The sequence below is a fragment of the Dinoroseobacter sp. PD6 genome (assembly GCF_028807315.1).
Classification (GTDB): Bacteria; Pseudomonadota; Alphaproteobacteria; order Rhodobacterales; family Rhodobacteraceae; genus Dinoroseobacter; species Dinoroseobacter shibae.
In genome coordinates this window covers 137,643-151,290 of sequence record NZ_JARAMN010000003.1, presented here as the reverse complement: position 1 = coordinate 151,290, position 13,648 = coordinate 137,643, and the positions used below count along the sequence as shown (strand labels likewise).

General features: G+C 68.5%; 14 protein-coding genes. 6 read left to right on the top strand and 8 right to left on the bottom strand.

Features of this window, described 5'->3' with window-relative positions; genetic code table 11:
- Positions 1-84 precede the first annotated feature (84 nt).
- Positions 85-1,254 (top strand): glutamine-hydrolyzing carbamoyl-phosphate synthase small subunit, encoded by a 1,170-nt coding sequence (gene carA, locus PVW48_RS06380; RefSeq protein ID WP_012179054.1) that lies wholly within the window; start codon positions 85-87, stop codon positions 1,252-1,254.
- A 79-nt stretch (positions 1,255-1,333) separates the two neighbouring features.
- A complete protein-coding gene (locus tag PVW48_RS06375; RefSeq protein WP_274580744.1) occupies positions 1,334-3,241 on the top strand; it encodes a glycosyltransferase family 2 protein in 1,908 nt (635 codons plus the stop codon).
- Between the two features lie 12 nt (positions 3,242-3,253).
- Here PVW48_RS06375 and PVW48_RS06370 read toward each other — a convergent pair whose 3' ends face one another.
- Positions 3,254-3,895: a GntR family transcriptional regulator gene (locus PVW48_RS06370; RefSeq protein WP_012179056.1), complete on the bottom strand. Its 642-nt coding sequence runs from the start codon at positions 3,893-3,895 to the stop codon at positions 3,254-3,256.
- A gap of 92 nt (positions 3,896-3,987) precedes the next feature.
- On the opposite strand from PVW48_RS06370, the gene PVW48_RS06365 reads away from it, so the two are divergent.
- From PVW48_RS06365 to PVW48_RS06355, 3 genes are all read left to right on the top strand, one after another.
- Entirely contained in the window at positions 3,988-4,635 is a 648-nt protein-coding gene (locus PVW48_RS06365) for a pyrimidine 5'-nucleotidase (RefSeq protein WP_012179057.1), read from the top strand.
- A 130-nt stretch (positions 4,636-4,765) separates the two neighbouring features.
- Positions 4,766-5,011: a hypothetical protein gene (locus PVW48_RS06360; protein WP_274580743.1), complete on the top strand. Its 246-nt coding sequence runs from the start codon at positions 4,766-4,768 to the stop codon at positions 5,009-5,011.
- A 75-nt stretch (positions 5,012-5,086) separates the two neighbouring features.
- The gene (locus PVW48_RS06355; protein ID WP_274580742.1) at positions 5,087-6,286 is read left to right on the top strand and encodes a UbiH/UbiF family hydroxylase; all 1,200 of its coding nucleotides are present in this window, start codon (positions 5,087-5,089) and stop codon (positions 6,284-6,286) included.
- 232 nt (positions 6,287-6,518) lie between these two features.
- On the opposite strand, the gene PVW48_RS06350 is transcribed toward PVW48_RS06355, so the two are convergent.
- The 3 genes from PVW48_RS06350 to PVW48_RS06340 form a co-directional block, all read right to left on the bottom strand.
- The gene (locus PVW48_RS06350) at positions 6,519-7,649 is read right to left on the bottom strand and encodes an aminotransferase class V-fold PLP-dependent enzyme (protein ID WP_274580741.1); all 1,131 of its coding nucleotides are present in this window, start codon (positions 7,647-7,649) and stop codon (positions 6,519-6,521) included.
- Positions 7,650-7,888: 239 nt separating this feature from the next.
- Positions 7,889-8,347, bottom strand: coding sequence for an Lrp/AsnC family transcriptional regulator (locus tag PVW48_RS06345; protein ID WP_012179061.1), 459 nt, complete (start codon positions 8,345-8,347; stop codon positions 7,889-7,891).
- The gene (locus tag PVW48_RS06340; RefSeq protein WP_274580740.1) at positions 8,344-8,802 is read right to left on the bottom strand and encodes an Lrp/AsnC family transcriptional regulator; all 459 of its coding nucleotides are present in this window, start codon (positions 8,800-8,802) and stop codon (positions 8,344-8,346) included. The genes PVW48_RS06345 and PVW48_RS06340 overlap by 4 nt, the downstream gene beginning before the upstream one ends.
- A 134-nt stretch (positions 8,803-8,936) precedes the next feature.
- On the opposite strand from PVW48_RS06340, the gene ilvC reads away from it, so the two are divergent.
- Complete coding sequence (gene ilvC, locus PVW48_RS06335) at positions 8,937-9,959, top strand: ketol-acid reductoisomerase (protein ID WP_274580739.1); 1,023 nt, start codon at positions 8,937-8,939, stop codon at positions 9,957-9,959.
- Positions 9,960-10,029: 70 nt separating this feature from the next.
- Here ilvC and PVW48_RS06330 read toward each other — a convergent pair whose 3' ends face one another.
- From PVW48_RS06330 to PVW48_RS06315, 4 genes are all read right to left on the bottom strand, one after another.
- Positions 10,030-10,158 (bottom strand): hypothetical protein, encoded by a 129-nt coding sequence (locus tag PVW48_RS06330; protein WP_274580738.1) that lies wholly within the window; start codon positions 10,156-10,158, stop codon positions 10,030-10,032.
- A gap of 169 nt (positions 10,159-10,327) precedes the next feature.
- Positions 10,328-11,671 (bottom strand): phosphoglucosamine mutase, encoded by a 1,344-nt coding sequence (glmM, locus tag PVW48_RS06325; RefSeq protein WP_274580737.1) that lies wholly within the window; start codon positions 11,669-11,671, stop codon positions 10,328-10,330.
- Between the two features lie 18 nt (positions 11,672-11,689).
- Positions 11,690-12,703 carry a dihydropteroate synthase gene (gene folP, locus PVW48_RS06320; RefSeq protein ID WP_274580736.1) on the bottom strand — a complete coding sequence of 338 codons (1,014 nt, stop codon included), beginning with the start codon at positions 12,701-12,703 and terminating at the stop codon, positions 11,690-11,692.
- A 10-nt stretch (positions 12,704-12,713) separates the two neighbouring features.
- A complete protein-coding gene (locus tag PVW48_RS06315; protein ID WP_274580735.1) occupies positions 12,714-13,565 on the bottom strand; it encodes a dihydroneopterin aldolase in 852 nt (283 codons plus the stop codon).
- Positions 13,566-13,648 lie beyond the last annotated feature (83 nt).

Here is a 13,648-nt window from a genome sequence, read left to right as displayed (position 1 = left end):
GCCGGATGTGATCGCGCGCGCTTGACCCGACCGCGCCCCCCCCTTAGGGTCCGCCAGATTTTGCCTGCTGCTGAGGAGTCGCCCATGCCCGCCGCCCCCGACACCCCGACCGCCTGCCTCGTGCTCGCCGATGGCACGGTCTTCTATGGGCGCGGGTTCGGCGCGGTCGGCACGACCTCGGCGGAGCTGTGCTTCAACACCGCCATGACCGGCTACCAGGAAATCATGACCGACCCTTCCTATGCGGGCCAGGTCGTGACCTTCACCTTTCCCCATATCGGCAATACGGGCGTGACCGCCGAGGATGACGAGGCCGCCGACCCGGTCGCCGCGGGCATGGTGGTCAAATGGGACCCGAGCGAGCCCTCGAACTGGCGCGCGCAAGGCAAGCTGACCGAGTGGCTGACCCGCACGGGTCGGATCGGGATCGGCGGCGTGGACACGCGGCGCCTGACCCGGCAGATCCGCCAGCAGGGCGCGCCCCATGTGGCCCTGGCCCACGACCCGGAAGGGAATTTCGACCTCGAAGCCCTCGTGGCCCAGGCCCGCGCCTTTGCCGGGCTGGAGGGGGTCGATCTCGCCCGGGAGGTCACCTGCGCGCAATCCTACCGCTGGGACGAGCAACGCTGGGCCTGGCCCGAGGGCTACACCCGCCGGACCACGCCGGGCCACAAGGTCGTGGCCCTGGATTACGGCGCGAAACGCAACATCCTGCGCTGCCTGGCCTCGGCGGGCTGCGACGTGACGGTGATGCCCGCCACCAGCACCGCCGAAGACGTGCTGGCCCAGAACCCCGACGGCGTGTTCCTGTCCAACGGTCCCGGCGATCCGGCGGCCACCGGGAAATACGCGGTCCCGATGATCAAGGGCGTGCTGGAGGCCTCGGACGTGCCGGTCTTCGGCATCTGTCTCGGCCACCAGATGCTGGCCCTGGCGCTCGGCGCACAGACCGTGAAGATGAACCACGGCCATCACGGCGCCAACCACCCAGTAAAGGATCTGGAAACCGGCAAGGTCGAGATCACCTCGATGAACCACGGCTTCACCGTGGACAGCCAGACCCTGCCCCACGGCGTGGTCGAAACCCACAGGTCGCTCTTCGACGGGTCGAACTGCGGCATCCGCATGACCGACCGCCCGGTTTTCTCGGTGCAGTACCACCCCGAGGCCAGCCCCGGCCCGCAAGACAGCTACTATCTGTTCGAGCGGTTCGCTGCGGCCATGGCTGCGCGCCGTGCAGTTACGGCGGGCTAACGCGGCGCAACCCGCCTTAACTTGATGTTAACCTTGCCGTTTCACGGTGGCACGGCCTGTGTTCCCCGCTGTGAGCGCCATGTCCGTGATTTCCCTCCAACCCACCCGCGATACGGGTGACGGTCTTCTTGCGCCGGTGCCGCGCAAGCCAGCGCCGCGCCCGGAGCGGGAGTTGCTGGCTGATCTGCTGGTGCGGCGGGGGGACATCTCGCCGGCCGAGCGGTTGCAGGCCGTGCACATGGCACGGCTGCAGGGACGGCGCCCGCTGGAAGTTCTGGTGGCCGAAGGCTGGCTGGCGCCCGAACTGCTGCTGGAAGCGCGCTGCGAGATGTACCGCGCGGGCCGCATCGACCCGGAGCAGGCGCCCGCCGATCCCGATCTGATCGGCGCCTACGGGATCGACTGGTGTCTCACCCACGGTATCCTGCCCTGGCGGCGGTTGTCCGGGGCGACCGTGTACCTGGTGGCCGAGCCGGAGGAATTCGCCGATATCGCCGCGACCCTGCCACCCGAAGCCGGGCAGCCGGTGCTGGCCGTGGCCGGTGCCGATGCCATTGCCGAGGCGATCCGCGCCGCCCATGCCCCCCACCTGATCGCCCGCGCCGAGACCGCCCTGCCCGGACGCTGGAGCTGCCGCGGCTTCCGGCCACTCTCGGCGATGATGGGGCTTGTGTGCCTGTCCCTGGCCACCGCCGCCCTGGTTCTGATCCCGGGGCTTGTGACCAGCGCGCTTATGTGGATCACGCTCGCGGTGCTGGCGATCACCATGGGCTTCAAACTGATGCTCGCGGTCGCCTGCCTGAGCGCGCGCCCCCCGCCGCAACCGCCCCCGGAGCGGAACAAGACCAGACCGCCCCTGCCTGCCATGAGCATCCTCGTGCCTCTGTTGCGGGAAAGCGAGGTGGCGGAAAAACTGCTGAACAATCTCGACCGGCTCCGCTACCCCCGTGCGTTGCTGGATGTTCTGTTCGTGGTCGAGGCCGAGGATGACGTGACCAAGAACGCCCTGTCGCAGCTGCGCCTGCCGCAGGGGTTCCGCATGCTGGAGGTGCCCCGCGGGACGGTGCAGACCAAGCCGCGGGCCTTGAATTTCGCGCTGCCCTTCTGCCGCGGCGAGATCGTGGGCATCTACGACGCAGAGGACCGGCCCGACCCGGACCAGCTGCTGAAGGTGGCCGAAGGCTTCCGCCACGCCGCGCCGGAGGTGGCCTGCCTGCAGGGGCGGCTCGACTTCTTCAACACCCGGTTCAACCTGATCGCGCGGTGCTTTACCGCCGAATACGCCGGCTGGTTCGGACTGTTCCTGCAGGGGCTCGACCGGCTGGGTCTGCCGATCCCGCTGGGGGGCACGACCCTGTTCCTGCGCCGCAAGGTTCTGGAGGAGGTCGGGCCCTGGGACGCCCATAACGTGACCGAGGACGCGGATCTCGGCATGCGGCTCTACCGCCACGGCTACCGGGTCAGCCTGATCGACACAGTCACCCAGGAAGAGGCCAACGTGCGCATCTGGCCCTGGATCAAGCAGCGCTCGCGCTGGATCAAGGGCTACATGGCGACCTATGCGGTGCATATGCGCAGCCCCCGCGCATTGTGGCGGGCGCTGGGGCCGGGCGGGTTCGCAGCCCTGCAATGCCTGTTTCTCGGCTCGATCCTGAGTGCGCTGACCATGCCGCTGCTGCTGTGGCTTTGGCTTGGGCATCTGGGCGCCCCGATCGTGCCCAACGCCGTGCTGGCCACTCTGCCACCGGCCCATGTGCTCGGCCCGGTGATGCTGGGGATCGAGGCGGTGAACCTGGCGCTCTGGGCCGCCGGCGTGCGGGCGGCCCGGCACCGCCACCTGTGGCCGATGCTGCCGCTGCTGCATGTCTATTTCCTGATGTCGAGCATCGCCGCGCTCAAGGCGCTGGTCGAGCTGCTCTACAAGCCGTTCTACTGGGACAAGACCGACCACGGGATCGCGATGGACGTACACGAGCCGCCCGCCTGAGCCGCCACCGGCTCAGAGCTTCTCCGCGTCGCTCTTCAGCCGGGTCTCGAACGCCAGGGAAATATGCGCCTTGAGCGCCGCGTAGGCCGCATCCTCATCGCGGTTGGTGATCGCCGCCAGGATCGCGCGATGCTCTTCCAACGCCTCTTCTCCGCGCCCTTCGGCCGCCAGCGACGTGGTCGCCATCAACGCCATGGACCGATAGACCAGATCGAGCTGCTGCACGAGAAACCGGTTGTGGGACGCCAGGTGGATCTGCTTGTGAAACCGCCGGTTCGCCCGCGCCATGGCGGCCGCATCCCCGAGCAGCGCGGCATCGCTCTCGACCATGTCCGACAGCACCTTGATCTCTTCGACCGCCGCATGCCGGGCCGCCAGACGCGCCGCCAGCCCCTCCAACTCGCAGCGAACCACGTAGAGCTCCGCCATCTGGTTGTGATCGAGCGAGGCCACGATCAGGGACCGGCCGTCCCGCGCCAGAAGGGACTGGGTCTCCAGCCGTTGCAGGGCCTCGCGAATGGGCGTGCGCGACACGCCGAAGCGCTCGGCCAGGTCGCTTTCCACCAGCCGGTCGCCGGGGCGGTAAATGCCTACGTCGATGGCCTCCAGGATCATGTCATAGGCGTCTTTCTGGGCCGGTTTGGGCTCTGTCATTCTTGTCTCCTCCGCGCGAAACCCTAGCCGCCCGGGCGTCCGGTTTTCAAGCAAGCATTGGCAAGCGCGCGGCAAAAGCATAGGTGCAGGGCATGGTTGCTGATCGCTTTTCCCATGTCGACACCTGGGTGTTCGACCTCGACAACACGCTCTACCCGCCGCAGATGCGCCTCTTCGACCAGATCGAGCGGCGCATGACGGCCTATGTGATGGACGCGCTGGGTGTTTCCCGCGCCGAGGCGGACCGCCTGCGCCGGGAGTACTGGGCGCGGTTCGGCACGACGCTGGCGGGGCTGATGGAGGTGCACGGGGTCGATCCCGGCCCCTACCTGACGGATGTGCATGACATCGACTTCACCGTGCTCGCCCCGGATCCCGCCCTCGCGGCGCGGCTCAGGGCCCTGCCCGGGCGCAAGATCGTCTACACCAACGGCTGCGCGCCCTATGCGGAAAACGTGCTGCACCATCGCGGGCTGAGCGGGATTTTCGACGCGGTCTACGGGGTGGAACACGCCGGCTTCCGCCCCAAGCCGGAGCGCGCGGCCTTCGAGACCGTGTTCGCCCAGGACGGCGTGACACCCCGGCGCGCCGCCATGTTCGAGGACGATGTCCGCAACCTGCATGCCCCGCATGCGATGGGCATGCAGACGGTCCATGTCGCGCCGGAGCCGGACCCGGCCCCGCATATTCACCATCATACCGATGACCTGAGTGGTTTTCTGACCCGCGTCCTGCCCTGAGCCACGGGCAGGGCAGTAAAAAAACCCGCATGGTTTTCTCAGCTTTTGCTGCACTGCGGCAACGCGCCTCCTGTCCGGCGCATGGCTATGCTGCCATATACGGCGCAGACCCAGAACTCGGAGAAACCTCATGACCACGCTGACCACCAACACGCCGATATCCGCTCCCGCCCCCAAGACCCAGAAAGTGGTTCGGGAAAGCCGGTTCGACGCCTCGGTGAACAAGGATGAGGTGCAATTCATCTTGCTGGCGCTGGCCATCATCGGTCTCTGGGGCGGCGCGACGATGGTCTTCGGCTATGCCGGGCTGATCGTCGGTGCGCTGACCATGGTCGCGGTACTCTACGCGACGCTGGTGCTCATCAGCCGCGGCTGACGCGCCGCGCGGACGAAATGCCGCTTGGCCCCTGCCCGCCGCAGCCTTAGGTTGCCGGACAATGGAGGGCCGAGCATGCAGACCGAACAGACCGATATTCTGATTTCCGGCGGCGGCGTGGCAGGATTGTCCGCCGCCGCCGCCTTTGGATCCGCCGGGTTCCAGGTGATCGTGGTCGACCCCGCCCCGCCGGTAACCGAGGGCGCGGCGGACGGCGCCGACATGCGGACCACTGCGTTCCTGCAACCCTCCCGCGAGGTGCTGGAAAAGGCCGGGCTCTGGGCGCGGCTGGCGCCTTTCGCAGCGCCGCTGCAGGTGATGCAGATCATCGATGCCGGCGGGACCGAGCCCGTGGCCCGGGTGCAGAAGGCCTTCAACGCAAGGGACATCTCCGACGATCCCTTCGGCTGGAACCTGCAGAACTGGCTTTTGCGGCGCGAGATGGTCGCGCGGCTGGAAGAGCTGCCGAACGTCACCTTTCGCCCCGGGGTCGGCACCGCGGACGTGCTGGCGCGCGAACGCGAGGCCCGGGTGCGGCTGACCGACGGGACCATGGTCTCGGCGCGGCTGCTGATCGCGGCGGACGGGCGAAACTCCCCGGTGCGCAACGCGCTGGGGATTGGCGTCCGGACCACGCGGTACGGCCAGAAGGCCCTGGCCTTCGCGGTCACCCACCCGATCCCGCACGACAACGTCTCCACCGAGATCCACCGCTCCGGCGGCCCCTTCACCCTGGTGCCCCTGCCGGATCTGGAGGGTCAGCCGCGCTCCGCCATCGTCTGGATGGAGCGGGGGCCGGAGGCGCTGCGCCTCGCATCCTGCGACGTGGCAGAATTCGAAGCCGAGATGACCGCCCGGTCCACCGGGTTGCTGGGCCCGCTCAAGCTGGTCTCCAGACGGTCGGTCTGGCCGATCATCAGCCAGATGGCGGAGCGGCTCACCGGCCCGCGTACGTCCCTGATCGCCGAGGCCGCCCATGTGGTACCGCCCATCGGGGCGCAGGGGCTGAACATGTCGCTGGCGGATGTTCGGGTGCTGCTGGAGCTGGCCGAGGCCGCGCCGGACACCCTCGGCAGCCCGGAGATGCTGCAGGCCTACGCGCGCAAACGGGCACCGGATGTGCGTACGCGGATCACCGGGATCGACCTGCTGAACCGCGCCTCCATGGCCGGGGCACAGCCGCTGCGGGACGCCCGGGCGCAGGGGCTGAAGGCGCTCTACGGCCTGGCCCCGGTGCGCAAATCCCTGATGCAGCTGGGGCTCGGGGTCCGCTAGGCGCCCCGCCCCAAGGCCGCGCAACAGCCGAGCCGGGCCAAGGGGGCGCGCGCCCCCTTGCCAGCGCGCCGCGGCAGAGCTTCTTCACACCCGGGACGAATCGCGCCGCGGCACCGGTGCGGCGGCATGGTCCGCGCAGCCGGGGACGCCAGACGGTTCCGCTGCGCCCGTCATGCGCCCCTCGCGCGGGTTTCAGGCGGGGCCAAGGGGGCGCGCGCCCCCTTGCCAGCGCTCAGCTCAGAACCTTGTCCAGGGCGGTCTCGAACCGGGTCACCGCCGCGGGCACGTCATAGAGCTTGTCCAACCCGAAGAGCCCGATCCGAAACGTTCGGAACTCCGCCGGCTCGTCGCATTGCAAGGGCACGCCCGCCGCGATCTGCATCCCTTGGGCCGCGAATTTCGACCCGTTCTGCAGGGCCGGATCGTCGGTATAGACCACCACCACCCCCGGCGCGCCGTAGCCGTCCGCTGCGACCGACTGGAACCCCCGCGCCGCCAGCAGGCTGCGAACCCGGGTGCCCAATTCCCACTGCGCCTCCGCCAGCTTGCCGAAGCCGTAGGCCTGGGTCTCCAGCATGGTGTCGCGGAACGCCCGCAGGGCATCCGTGGGCATGGTCGCGTGATAGGCGTGTCCGCCGCCAAGATAGGCATCCATGATCGACAGCCATTTCTTCAGATCGATGGCGAAGCTGGTGGACTCCGTCTCCCGCACCCGGGCCACGGCCCGCTCCGACAGCATCACGAGACCCGCACAGGGCGACGCGGACCAGCCCTTCTGCGGCGCGGAGATCAGCACATCGACCCCGGTGGCCTTCATGTCCACCCAGGCGCAGCCCGAGGCGATGCAATCCAGCACCATCAGCGCGCCCACCGCGTGGGCGGCCTCGGCCAGCTGCGTGACATACGCATCCGGCAGGATCACCCCGGCGGAGGTTTCCACATGGGGCGCAAAGACCACGTCCGGCTGGGTCTCGTGGATCCTGGCCACCACCTCCTCGATCGGCGCGGGCGCGAAGGGCGCGGTGGCGCCATTGCCCACCTGTCGCGCCTTGATCACCGTGGTCTCGGCAGCAAAGCCCCCGGCCTCGAAAATCTGGCTCCAGCGGTAGGAGAACCAGCCGTTGCGCACCACCAGCGCATGGGCGTCGGTGCCGAACTGGCGCGCGACGGCCTCCATCCCGAAGGTGCCGCCGCCGGGGATCACGGCCACATGGTCGGCATTGTAGACCTCGCACAGCATGCCGTGGATATCGCGCATCACGCACTGGAACGCCCCGGACATGTGATTGAGCGAGCGGTCGGTGAACACCACCGAGTATTCCAGCAGGCCGTCCGGATCGACGGTATCGAGCAAAGCGGTCATGTCAGTCTCCTTTGGCCACCGGGGTAGCCACCGCCCCCCGCACCTGTCACGGTCAAACTAACGCAAAGCCGCAGGGCGAGCGTGGGTTTTTCCGTCGCAGGGGAAAGGCCGGGCGCGGATCGGAAACAGGCGGCTCCGGCGGGCGCGGGTTTTCGCCTGCAGGGCGACCGGCACGTCGCGCCAATGGCTCTTGCCCGCCGCATCCGCGAAGAAGTCGAAGACCCCATCACGGGCCCGTCTCAGCCCAGCGGTCCGGGCCGCCGCTCCTCCGACAACAGCACATTCGCTTCCACCTCTCCCGCGCCGGGCAGGGTCATGATCCGCCGCCGCAACACCCGCTCGAAATCCGAAATGTCCCGCGCCACGACGCGCAGCCGGTAGTCATAAGCGCCCAGAACGTGCTGGACCACCTGCACCTCGGGTATCGCGGTCACCGCGCGCTCGAAATCCTCGACGCTGACCCGGCCCTTGGCGGCGAGCTTCACGCCCAGAAACACCGTCACCCCGAAACCCAGCGCCTGCGGGTCGAGGCGCAGCCGACGCCCCTTCAGGATGCCCGCCTCCTCCAGCCGCTTGATCCGCCGCCAGGTCGCGGGCTGGCTGAGGCCGAGCTTGCGGCCCAGCGCCCCGGCGGTCTGCCGCGCGTCGCGCGACAGCGCCCGCAAAAGCGCGCGGTCGGTCTCATCGAGCGCGCTCACAGCGGCAGCGCCTCGTCGGTCTTCACGTCCGAGATCAGCATCAATTGCTCGATATCGGCGATATGCGGCAGGGTCAGGATGCGCGCGCGGTAAATCTCCTGGTAATGCCCCATGTCGCGGGCCAGCACGTTCAGGCGCACGTCGACCCGGCCGAGGAAGGTCTGGATCTCCGTGACCTCCGGCACCTCGCGGGCGGCGGCGAGGAAGGTGTCGAAGGCGTTGCGCTCGGTCTTGTCCAAGGTGATCCGCAAGGCCACCTCCACCGCGAAGCCCAGGCGCCGCCAGTCGATCACCGCCTCCAGGCCGGTGATCACACCCGCCGCCTCCATCCGTTCGATCCGCCGCCAGGCGGTGGCCCGCGGCAGGCGCGCGGCCTCGGCCAGTTCCGCCGCCGAAAGGGTCGGGTCGGACTGATAGAGCCGCAGGAGCCGACGGTCGATATCATCGATTTGCATGATTTTTCACCTAAACCGAATTTTCGCGAATAGCAATTTCAGAATGCATCCGAATTCTCGCGCCCGCCTTCTGCCCTTTCCCGCCCGCCTCTGTAGGGTGCGCAGCGATAAGACCCGCAACCGGAGGATGGATAATGCGCGTTTATTACGATCGCGATTGCGATGTGAATCTGATCAAGGACAAGAAAGTCGCCATTCTGGGCTACGGCTCCCAGGGGCATGCCCATGCGCTGAACCTGCGCGACAGCGGCGCCAAGAACCTGGTCGTCGCCCTGCGCGAAGGCTCCGCATCGGCCAAGAAGGCCGAGGCCGAGGGCCTGCAGGTCATGGGCATCGCCGAGGCGGCCGCCTGGTGCGACCTGATCATGTTCACCATGCCCGACGAGCTTCAGGCGGATACCTACAAGAAATACGTCCATGACAACATCCGCGAGGGCGCCGCGATCGCCTTTGCCCACGGGTTGAACGTGCATTTCGGCCTGATCGAGCCCAAGGCGGGCGTCGACGTCATCATGATGGCGCCCAAGGGCCCCGGCCACACCGTGCGCGGCGAATACACCAAAGGCGGCGGCGTGCCCTGCCTCGTGGCGGTGGACACCGACGCCACCGGCCGCGCGCTGGAGATCGGCCTGTCCTATTGCTCCGCCATCGGCGGCGGGCGCTCGGGCATCATCGAGACCAACTTCCGCGAGGAATGCGAAACCGACCTCTTCGGCGAGCAGGCGGTCCTCTGCGGCGGTCTGGTGGAGCTGATCCGCATGGGCTTCGAAACCCTGGTCGAGGCGGGCTATGCCCCCGAGATGGCCTATTTCGAGTGCCTGCACGAGGTGAAGCTGATCGTGGACCTGATCTACGAGGGCGGCATCGCCAACATGAACTACTCGATCTCGAACACCGCCGAGTATGGCGAGTATGTGAGCGGCCCGCGCGTGCTGCCCTATGACGAGACCAAGGCCCGGATGAAGGCGATCCTGACCGATATCCAGACCGGCAAGTTCGTGCGCGACTTCATGCAGGAAAACACCGTGGGCCAGCCGTTCTTCAAGGGCACGCGTCGCCTGAACGACGAGCACCAGATCGAAGCGGTCGGCAAGGAGCTGCGCGGCATGATGCCGTGGATTTCCGCCGGCAAGCTGGTGGACCAGGAAAAGAACTGAGCCTGGCTCGCAAACGCGAAAGCCCCGGCCGGTGCCGGGGCTTTTTTGTGCCCATGGGCGACGCGGGGCGTCAGCTCTCGGCGTCGTCTTTCTTGGGCGGCACGGTGGTGCCGGGCAACACGATGGTCCCATCCTTGTAGAGCATGAAGCCACACAGACCGGCCAACCCTAACAAGACAACAATAACAACGGCTTCCATGATTTTCGCTCCCTGGTTTTTTTGAATCGCGGACATCCGACGCAGCGCCGCACCCCCGCTGCAGCCAAAAGTTGCAGGTTCGATGCGGCTTTGCAAACCGGAATCGCACGGGCACCGGGATCGGCCCGGGCGGCGGGTCTGGCGCCCGTAAATTGGGCGCCGCGCCTGTTCAGCAGGCGGCCTCGACCGCTGCGACCACCTCGCCCACCACGGATGTCAGCATCGCCTCATCCTCGCATTCCACCATCACCCGCACCAAAGGCTCGGTCCCGGATTTGCGGATCAACAGCCGCCCCTTGCCCGACAGCTGCGCCTCGGCCGCGGCAATCGCCGACTTGACCGACGCCGCCGCCAGCGGGTCCTGCCCGGCCCCGAAGCGCACGTTTTCCAGCCGTTGCGGCACGGTGGTGAAGCTGTGCTTCAACTCTGAGGCAATGCGCCCCTGCTGCACCATCTCGGCCAGGAATTGCAGCCCCGCCATCAGCCCGTCGCCCGTGGTGCCGTGGTCCAGCATGACGATATGGCCCGACTGCTCCCCGCCGAGGTTCCAGCCGCCCTTGCGCATCGCCTCCACCACGTAGCGGTCGCCCACGGCGGTCCGCACCAGTTTCAGCCCCAGATTGTTCAGGTAGTATTCCAGACCGAGGTTTGACATCACCGTCGCCACCAGCGTGTTGTCGCGCAGCAGCCCCTGTGCGGCCCAGCGGGTCGCGAACAGCGCCATGAGCTGATCGCCATCGGCCAACTCGCCATTCTCGTCGAGGATCATCACCCGGTCCGCATCCCCATCGAGGCAGATGCCCACATCCGCCCCGTGGGACACCACCGCCTCCGCGGCGGTCTGCGGCGCGGTGGAGCCGCAATCGCGGTTGATGTTGCGCCCGTTCGGCGACACGCCCACGGGGATCACATCCGCCCCCAGTTCCCACAACACGGCGGGCGCGACCTTGTAGGCGGCCCCGTTGGCGCAATCCACCACCACCTTCAGCCCGTCGAGCCGCAGATGCGCGGGAAAGGTCCGCTTCGCCCGCTCGATATAGCGCCCGAGCCCGTCGTCGATCCGCTTGGCGCGGCCGATATTGGGCGCCTGGGCGGGGCGGATATCGCCCGCCAGGATCTCCTCGATCTCCTCCTCGGCGGCATCGCTCAGCTTGTAGCCGTCGGGGCCGAAGAACTTGATGCCGTTGTCGTCGGCGGGATTGTGGCTGGCCGAGATCATCACGCCGACATCGGCGCGCATGGACTGGGTCAGCAACGCCACCGCGGGCGTCGGGATCGGCCCGAGCAAGAGCACATTCATCCCCGTCGACGTGAACCCGGCGGTCAGCGCGGTCTCGAACATGTAGCCCGACAGCCGCGTGTCCTTGCCGATCACCACCCGGTGCGCGGCGGACTGGTCGCGGCGGAAATACCGCCCCGCGGCGGCACCGAGGCGCAGGGCCATCTCCGCCGTCATCGGCGCGGTGTTGGCGGTGCCCCGGACCCCGTCCGTGCCGAAAAGCTTGCGTGCCATGGCTGTTCTTGCCCCTTCCTACCCGGTCTCGATCTGCGTCAGCGGCGCCCAGAGGGCGAGCGCCTGTCGCGTCGCTTCTACATCATGGACCCGCAGGACCTGAACCCCCTGCGCGGCCCCGTGCAACGCCACCGCGACCGACCCCGCCACCCGGTCCGCCGCCTGAGGTGTCGCGGACAGAGTGCCGATGAAGGATTTGCGCGACGCCCCCAGCAGGATCGCACAGCCCAACCCGTGAAACAGGCTCAGCCCCCGCAGAAGCGCGAGGTTGTGATCCAGCGTCTTGCCGAATCCGATGCCGGGGTCCGCGAGGATATGGCTCCGCGGCAGACCCGCCGCCTCCTGCGCGGCGATCCGATCCTCCAGCGCGTCATAGACATCGAGCAGCACCGCATCGTAGCGCGGATCGTTCTGCATGGTCTCCGGCGCGCCCCTGGCATGCATCAGGCAGGCGGGCACGCCCCGCTTACGGGCGAGCGGGCCCATCTCCGGGTCGAAGCCGAAGGCCGAGACATCGTTGATCATGTCCGCCCCTGCGTCGAGTGCCGCCGCCGCCACCGCCGCCTTGCGCGTATCGATGGAGATCGGCATGCGCACACCGCCCGCACGCAGGGCGGCGATCACCGGCGCCGTGCGCTCGATCTCTTCCGGCACGGGGATTTCGCGCGCCCCGGGCCGGGTGCTTTCCCCACCGATATCGAGGATCTCCGCCCCCTGCGCCCGCATCAGCCCGGCATGGGCGACTGCCGCCCCGAGCCCGTCGAACCGCCCTCCGTCGGAAAAACTGTCCGGCGTGGTGTTGAGGATCCCCATCAACCGCGGCCGGTCGAGCGTGACCCCTGCCACCGGCGCGCGCGGCGCGGTCAGCCGGGCGCGCATCTCCGCGGGCACCTCCCCCGCCGGGATCAGCACCGCCGCCGCGTCCCGGCGCAGCACCTCCACCCGGTCGCACCACACCCAGCCCCCCGCGAGGCGGAGCGCCCCCGCGCCGGGAGTCAGGGTCGGAATGGGGCGGTAATAGGCGCGCGACATGGGGCCGGGGTTACAGATCCAGCCCGCGAACCTCAAGCGCATCGAGCCGGGCCGCCAGCCAGGCCGCCTGCCCTTCGGTGTCGCGCGGCTCCGGCACCGGGCCGTCCGTCGCATCGAGCAGCATCTTGCCCGGCGCCCAGACGGTCATCTGCCCCTGCCGCAGGGCCCAGTCGATCTCGGTCCGGCTGTCCACCACGACGCAGCGCGGATCGCGCCCGGCCAGCATCCAGGCGGTCTGCTCCAGCGCCAGAAGGTCGATCCGCCGCTGGGCGGCGGGATGGGCTGCGCGCGGCCCCTCCCGGGCGATCTCGGCAATGCACAGGATCACCGGCACGCCGTCCGTCTCCAGCGCGTCGAGCCGCGCCGACAGGTCCGGCGCCGCGATGGCCGCTGCATGCACCCGCACGAGCCGCGGGCGCGGAACCGGGCTGGCGATGCGCTGCGCCTCTTCGGGGGTGCGCACGATCTCGACCCCGAGGGCGAAGGGGCCGCGATCCAGCTTCTCGATCCGCACGAAGGCGCGCGCGGCCTTGGGGTCCGACAGGATCCGATCGGCCACCCGTTCCGCCAGCGTTTCCAGCAGGTTGATCCGCTCCTCGGCCAGCGCGCCATGGATCGCCTCGGTCAGGGTGTCATAGGACAGGATCTTGTCCACATCATCGGCCAGGGTCTCGGCGGCGGTGCGCACCTCCACCACCACGTTGAACCGGACCCGCTGGCGCGTGCCCCGCTCGGCCTGAAAGGCGCCGATCTCGACCTCCAGCACGTAATCGCGCAAGGAGATCCTGTCCCGCCCGTCGCGCGACAGATGCAGCGCACGGGCCTCGGGATGCGCGAAGGCGCGCCGGGTTTCATCGTTCATCAGCAGGGGATCCTTGGCCGCGGCTTGAGTCGGCGCGACGCTAGCACAGGCCGCGCCCGGGGTCTGCGCCCGTGGCGCGCAAC

Excerpts from the sequence above, each read along its gene's own strand:
- carA (WP_012179054.1), top strand. The coding sequence starts at position 85 with ATGCCCGCCGCCCCCGACACCCCGACCGCCTGCCTCGTGCTCGCCGAT.
- PVW48_RS06375 (WP_274580744.1), top strand. The coding sequence starts at position 1,334 with ATGTCCGTGATTTCCCTCCAACCCACCCGCGATACGGGTGACGGTCTT.
- PVW48_RS06370 (WP_012179056.1), bottom strand. The coding sequence starts at position 3,895 with ATGACAGAGCCCAAACCGGCCCAGAAAGACGCCTATGACATGATCCTG.
- PVW48_RS06365 (WP_012179057.1), top strand. The coding sequence starts at position 3,988 with ATGGTTGCTGATCGCTTTTCCCATGTCGACACCTGGGTGTTCGACCTC.
- PVW48_RS06360 (WP_274580743.1), top strand. The coding sequence starts at position 4,766 with ATGACCACGCTGACCACCAACACGCCGATATCCGCTCCCGCCCCCAAG.
- PVW48_RS06355 (WP_274580742.1), top strand. The coding sequence starts at position 5,087 with ATGCAGACCGAACAGACCGATATTCTGATTTCCGGCGGCGGCGTGGCA.
- PVW48_RS06350 (WP_274580741.1), bottom strand. The coding sequence starts at position 7,649 with ATGACCGCTTTGCTCGATACCGTCGATCCGGACGGCCTGCTGGAATAC.
- PVW48_RS06340 (WP_274580740.1), bottom strand. The coding sequence starts at position 8,802 with ATGCAAATCGATGATATCGACCGTCGGCTCCTGCGGCTCTATCAGTCC.
- ilvC (WP_274580739.1), top strand. The coding sequence starts at position 8,937 with ATGCGCGTTTATTACGATCGCGATTGCGATGTGAATCTGATCAAGGAC.
- PVW48_RS06330 (WP_274580738.1), bottom strand. The coding sequence starts at position 10,158 with ATGGAAGCCGTTGTTATTGTTGTCTTGTTAGGGTTGGCCGGTCTGTGT.
- glmM (WP_274580737.1), bottom strand. The coding sequence starts at position 11,671 with ATGGCACGCAAGCTTTTCGGCACGGACGGGGTCCGGGGCACCGCCAAC.
- folP (WP_274580736.1), bottom strand. The coding sequence starts at position 12,703 with ATGTCGCGCGCCTATTACCGCCCCATTCCGACCCTGACTCCCGGCGCG.
- PVW48_RS06315 (WP_274580735.1), bottom strand. The coding sequence starts at position 13,565 with ATGAACGATGAAACCCGGCGCGCCTTCGCGCATCCCGAGGCCCGTGCG.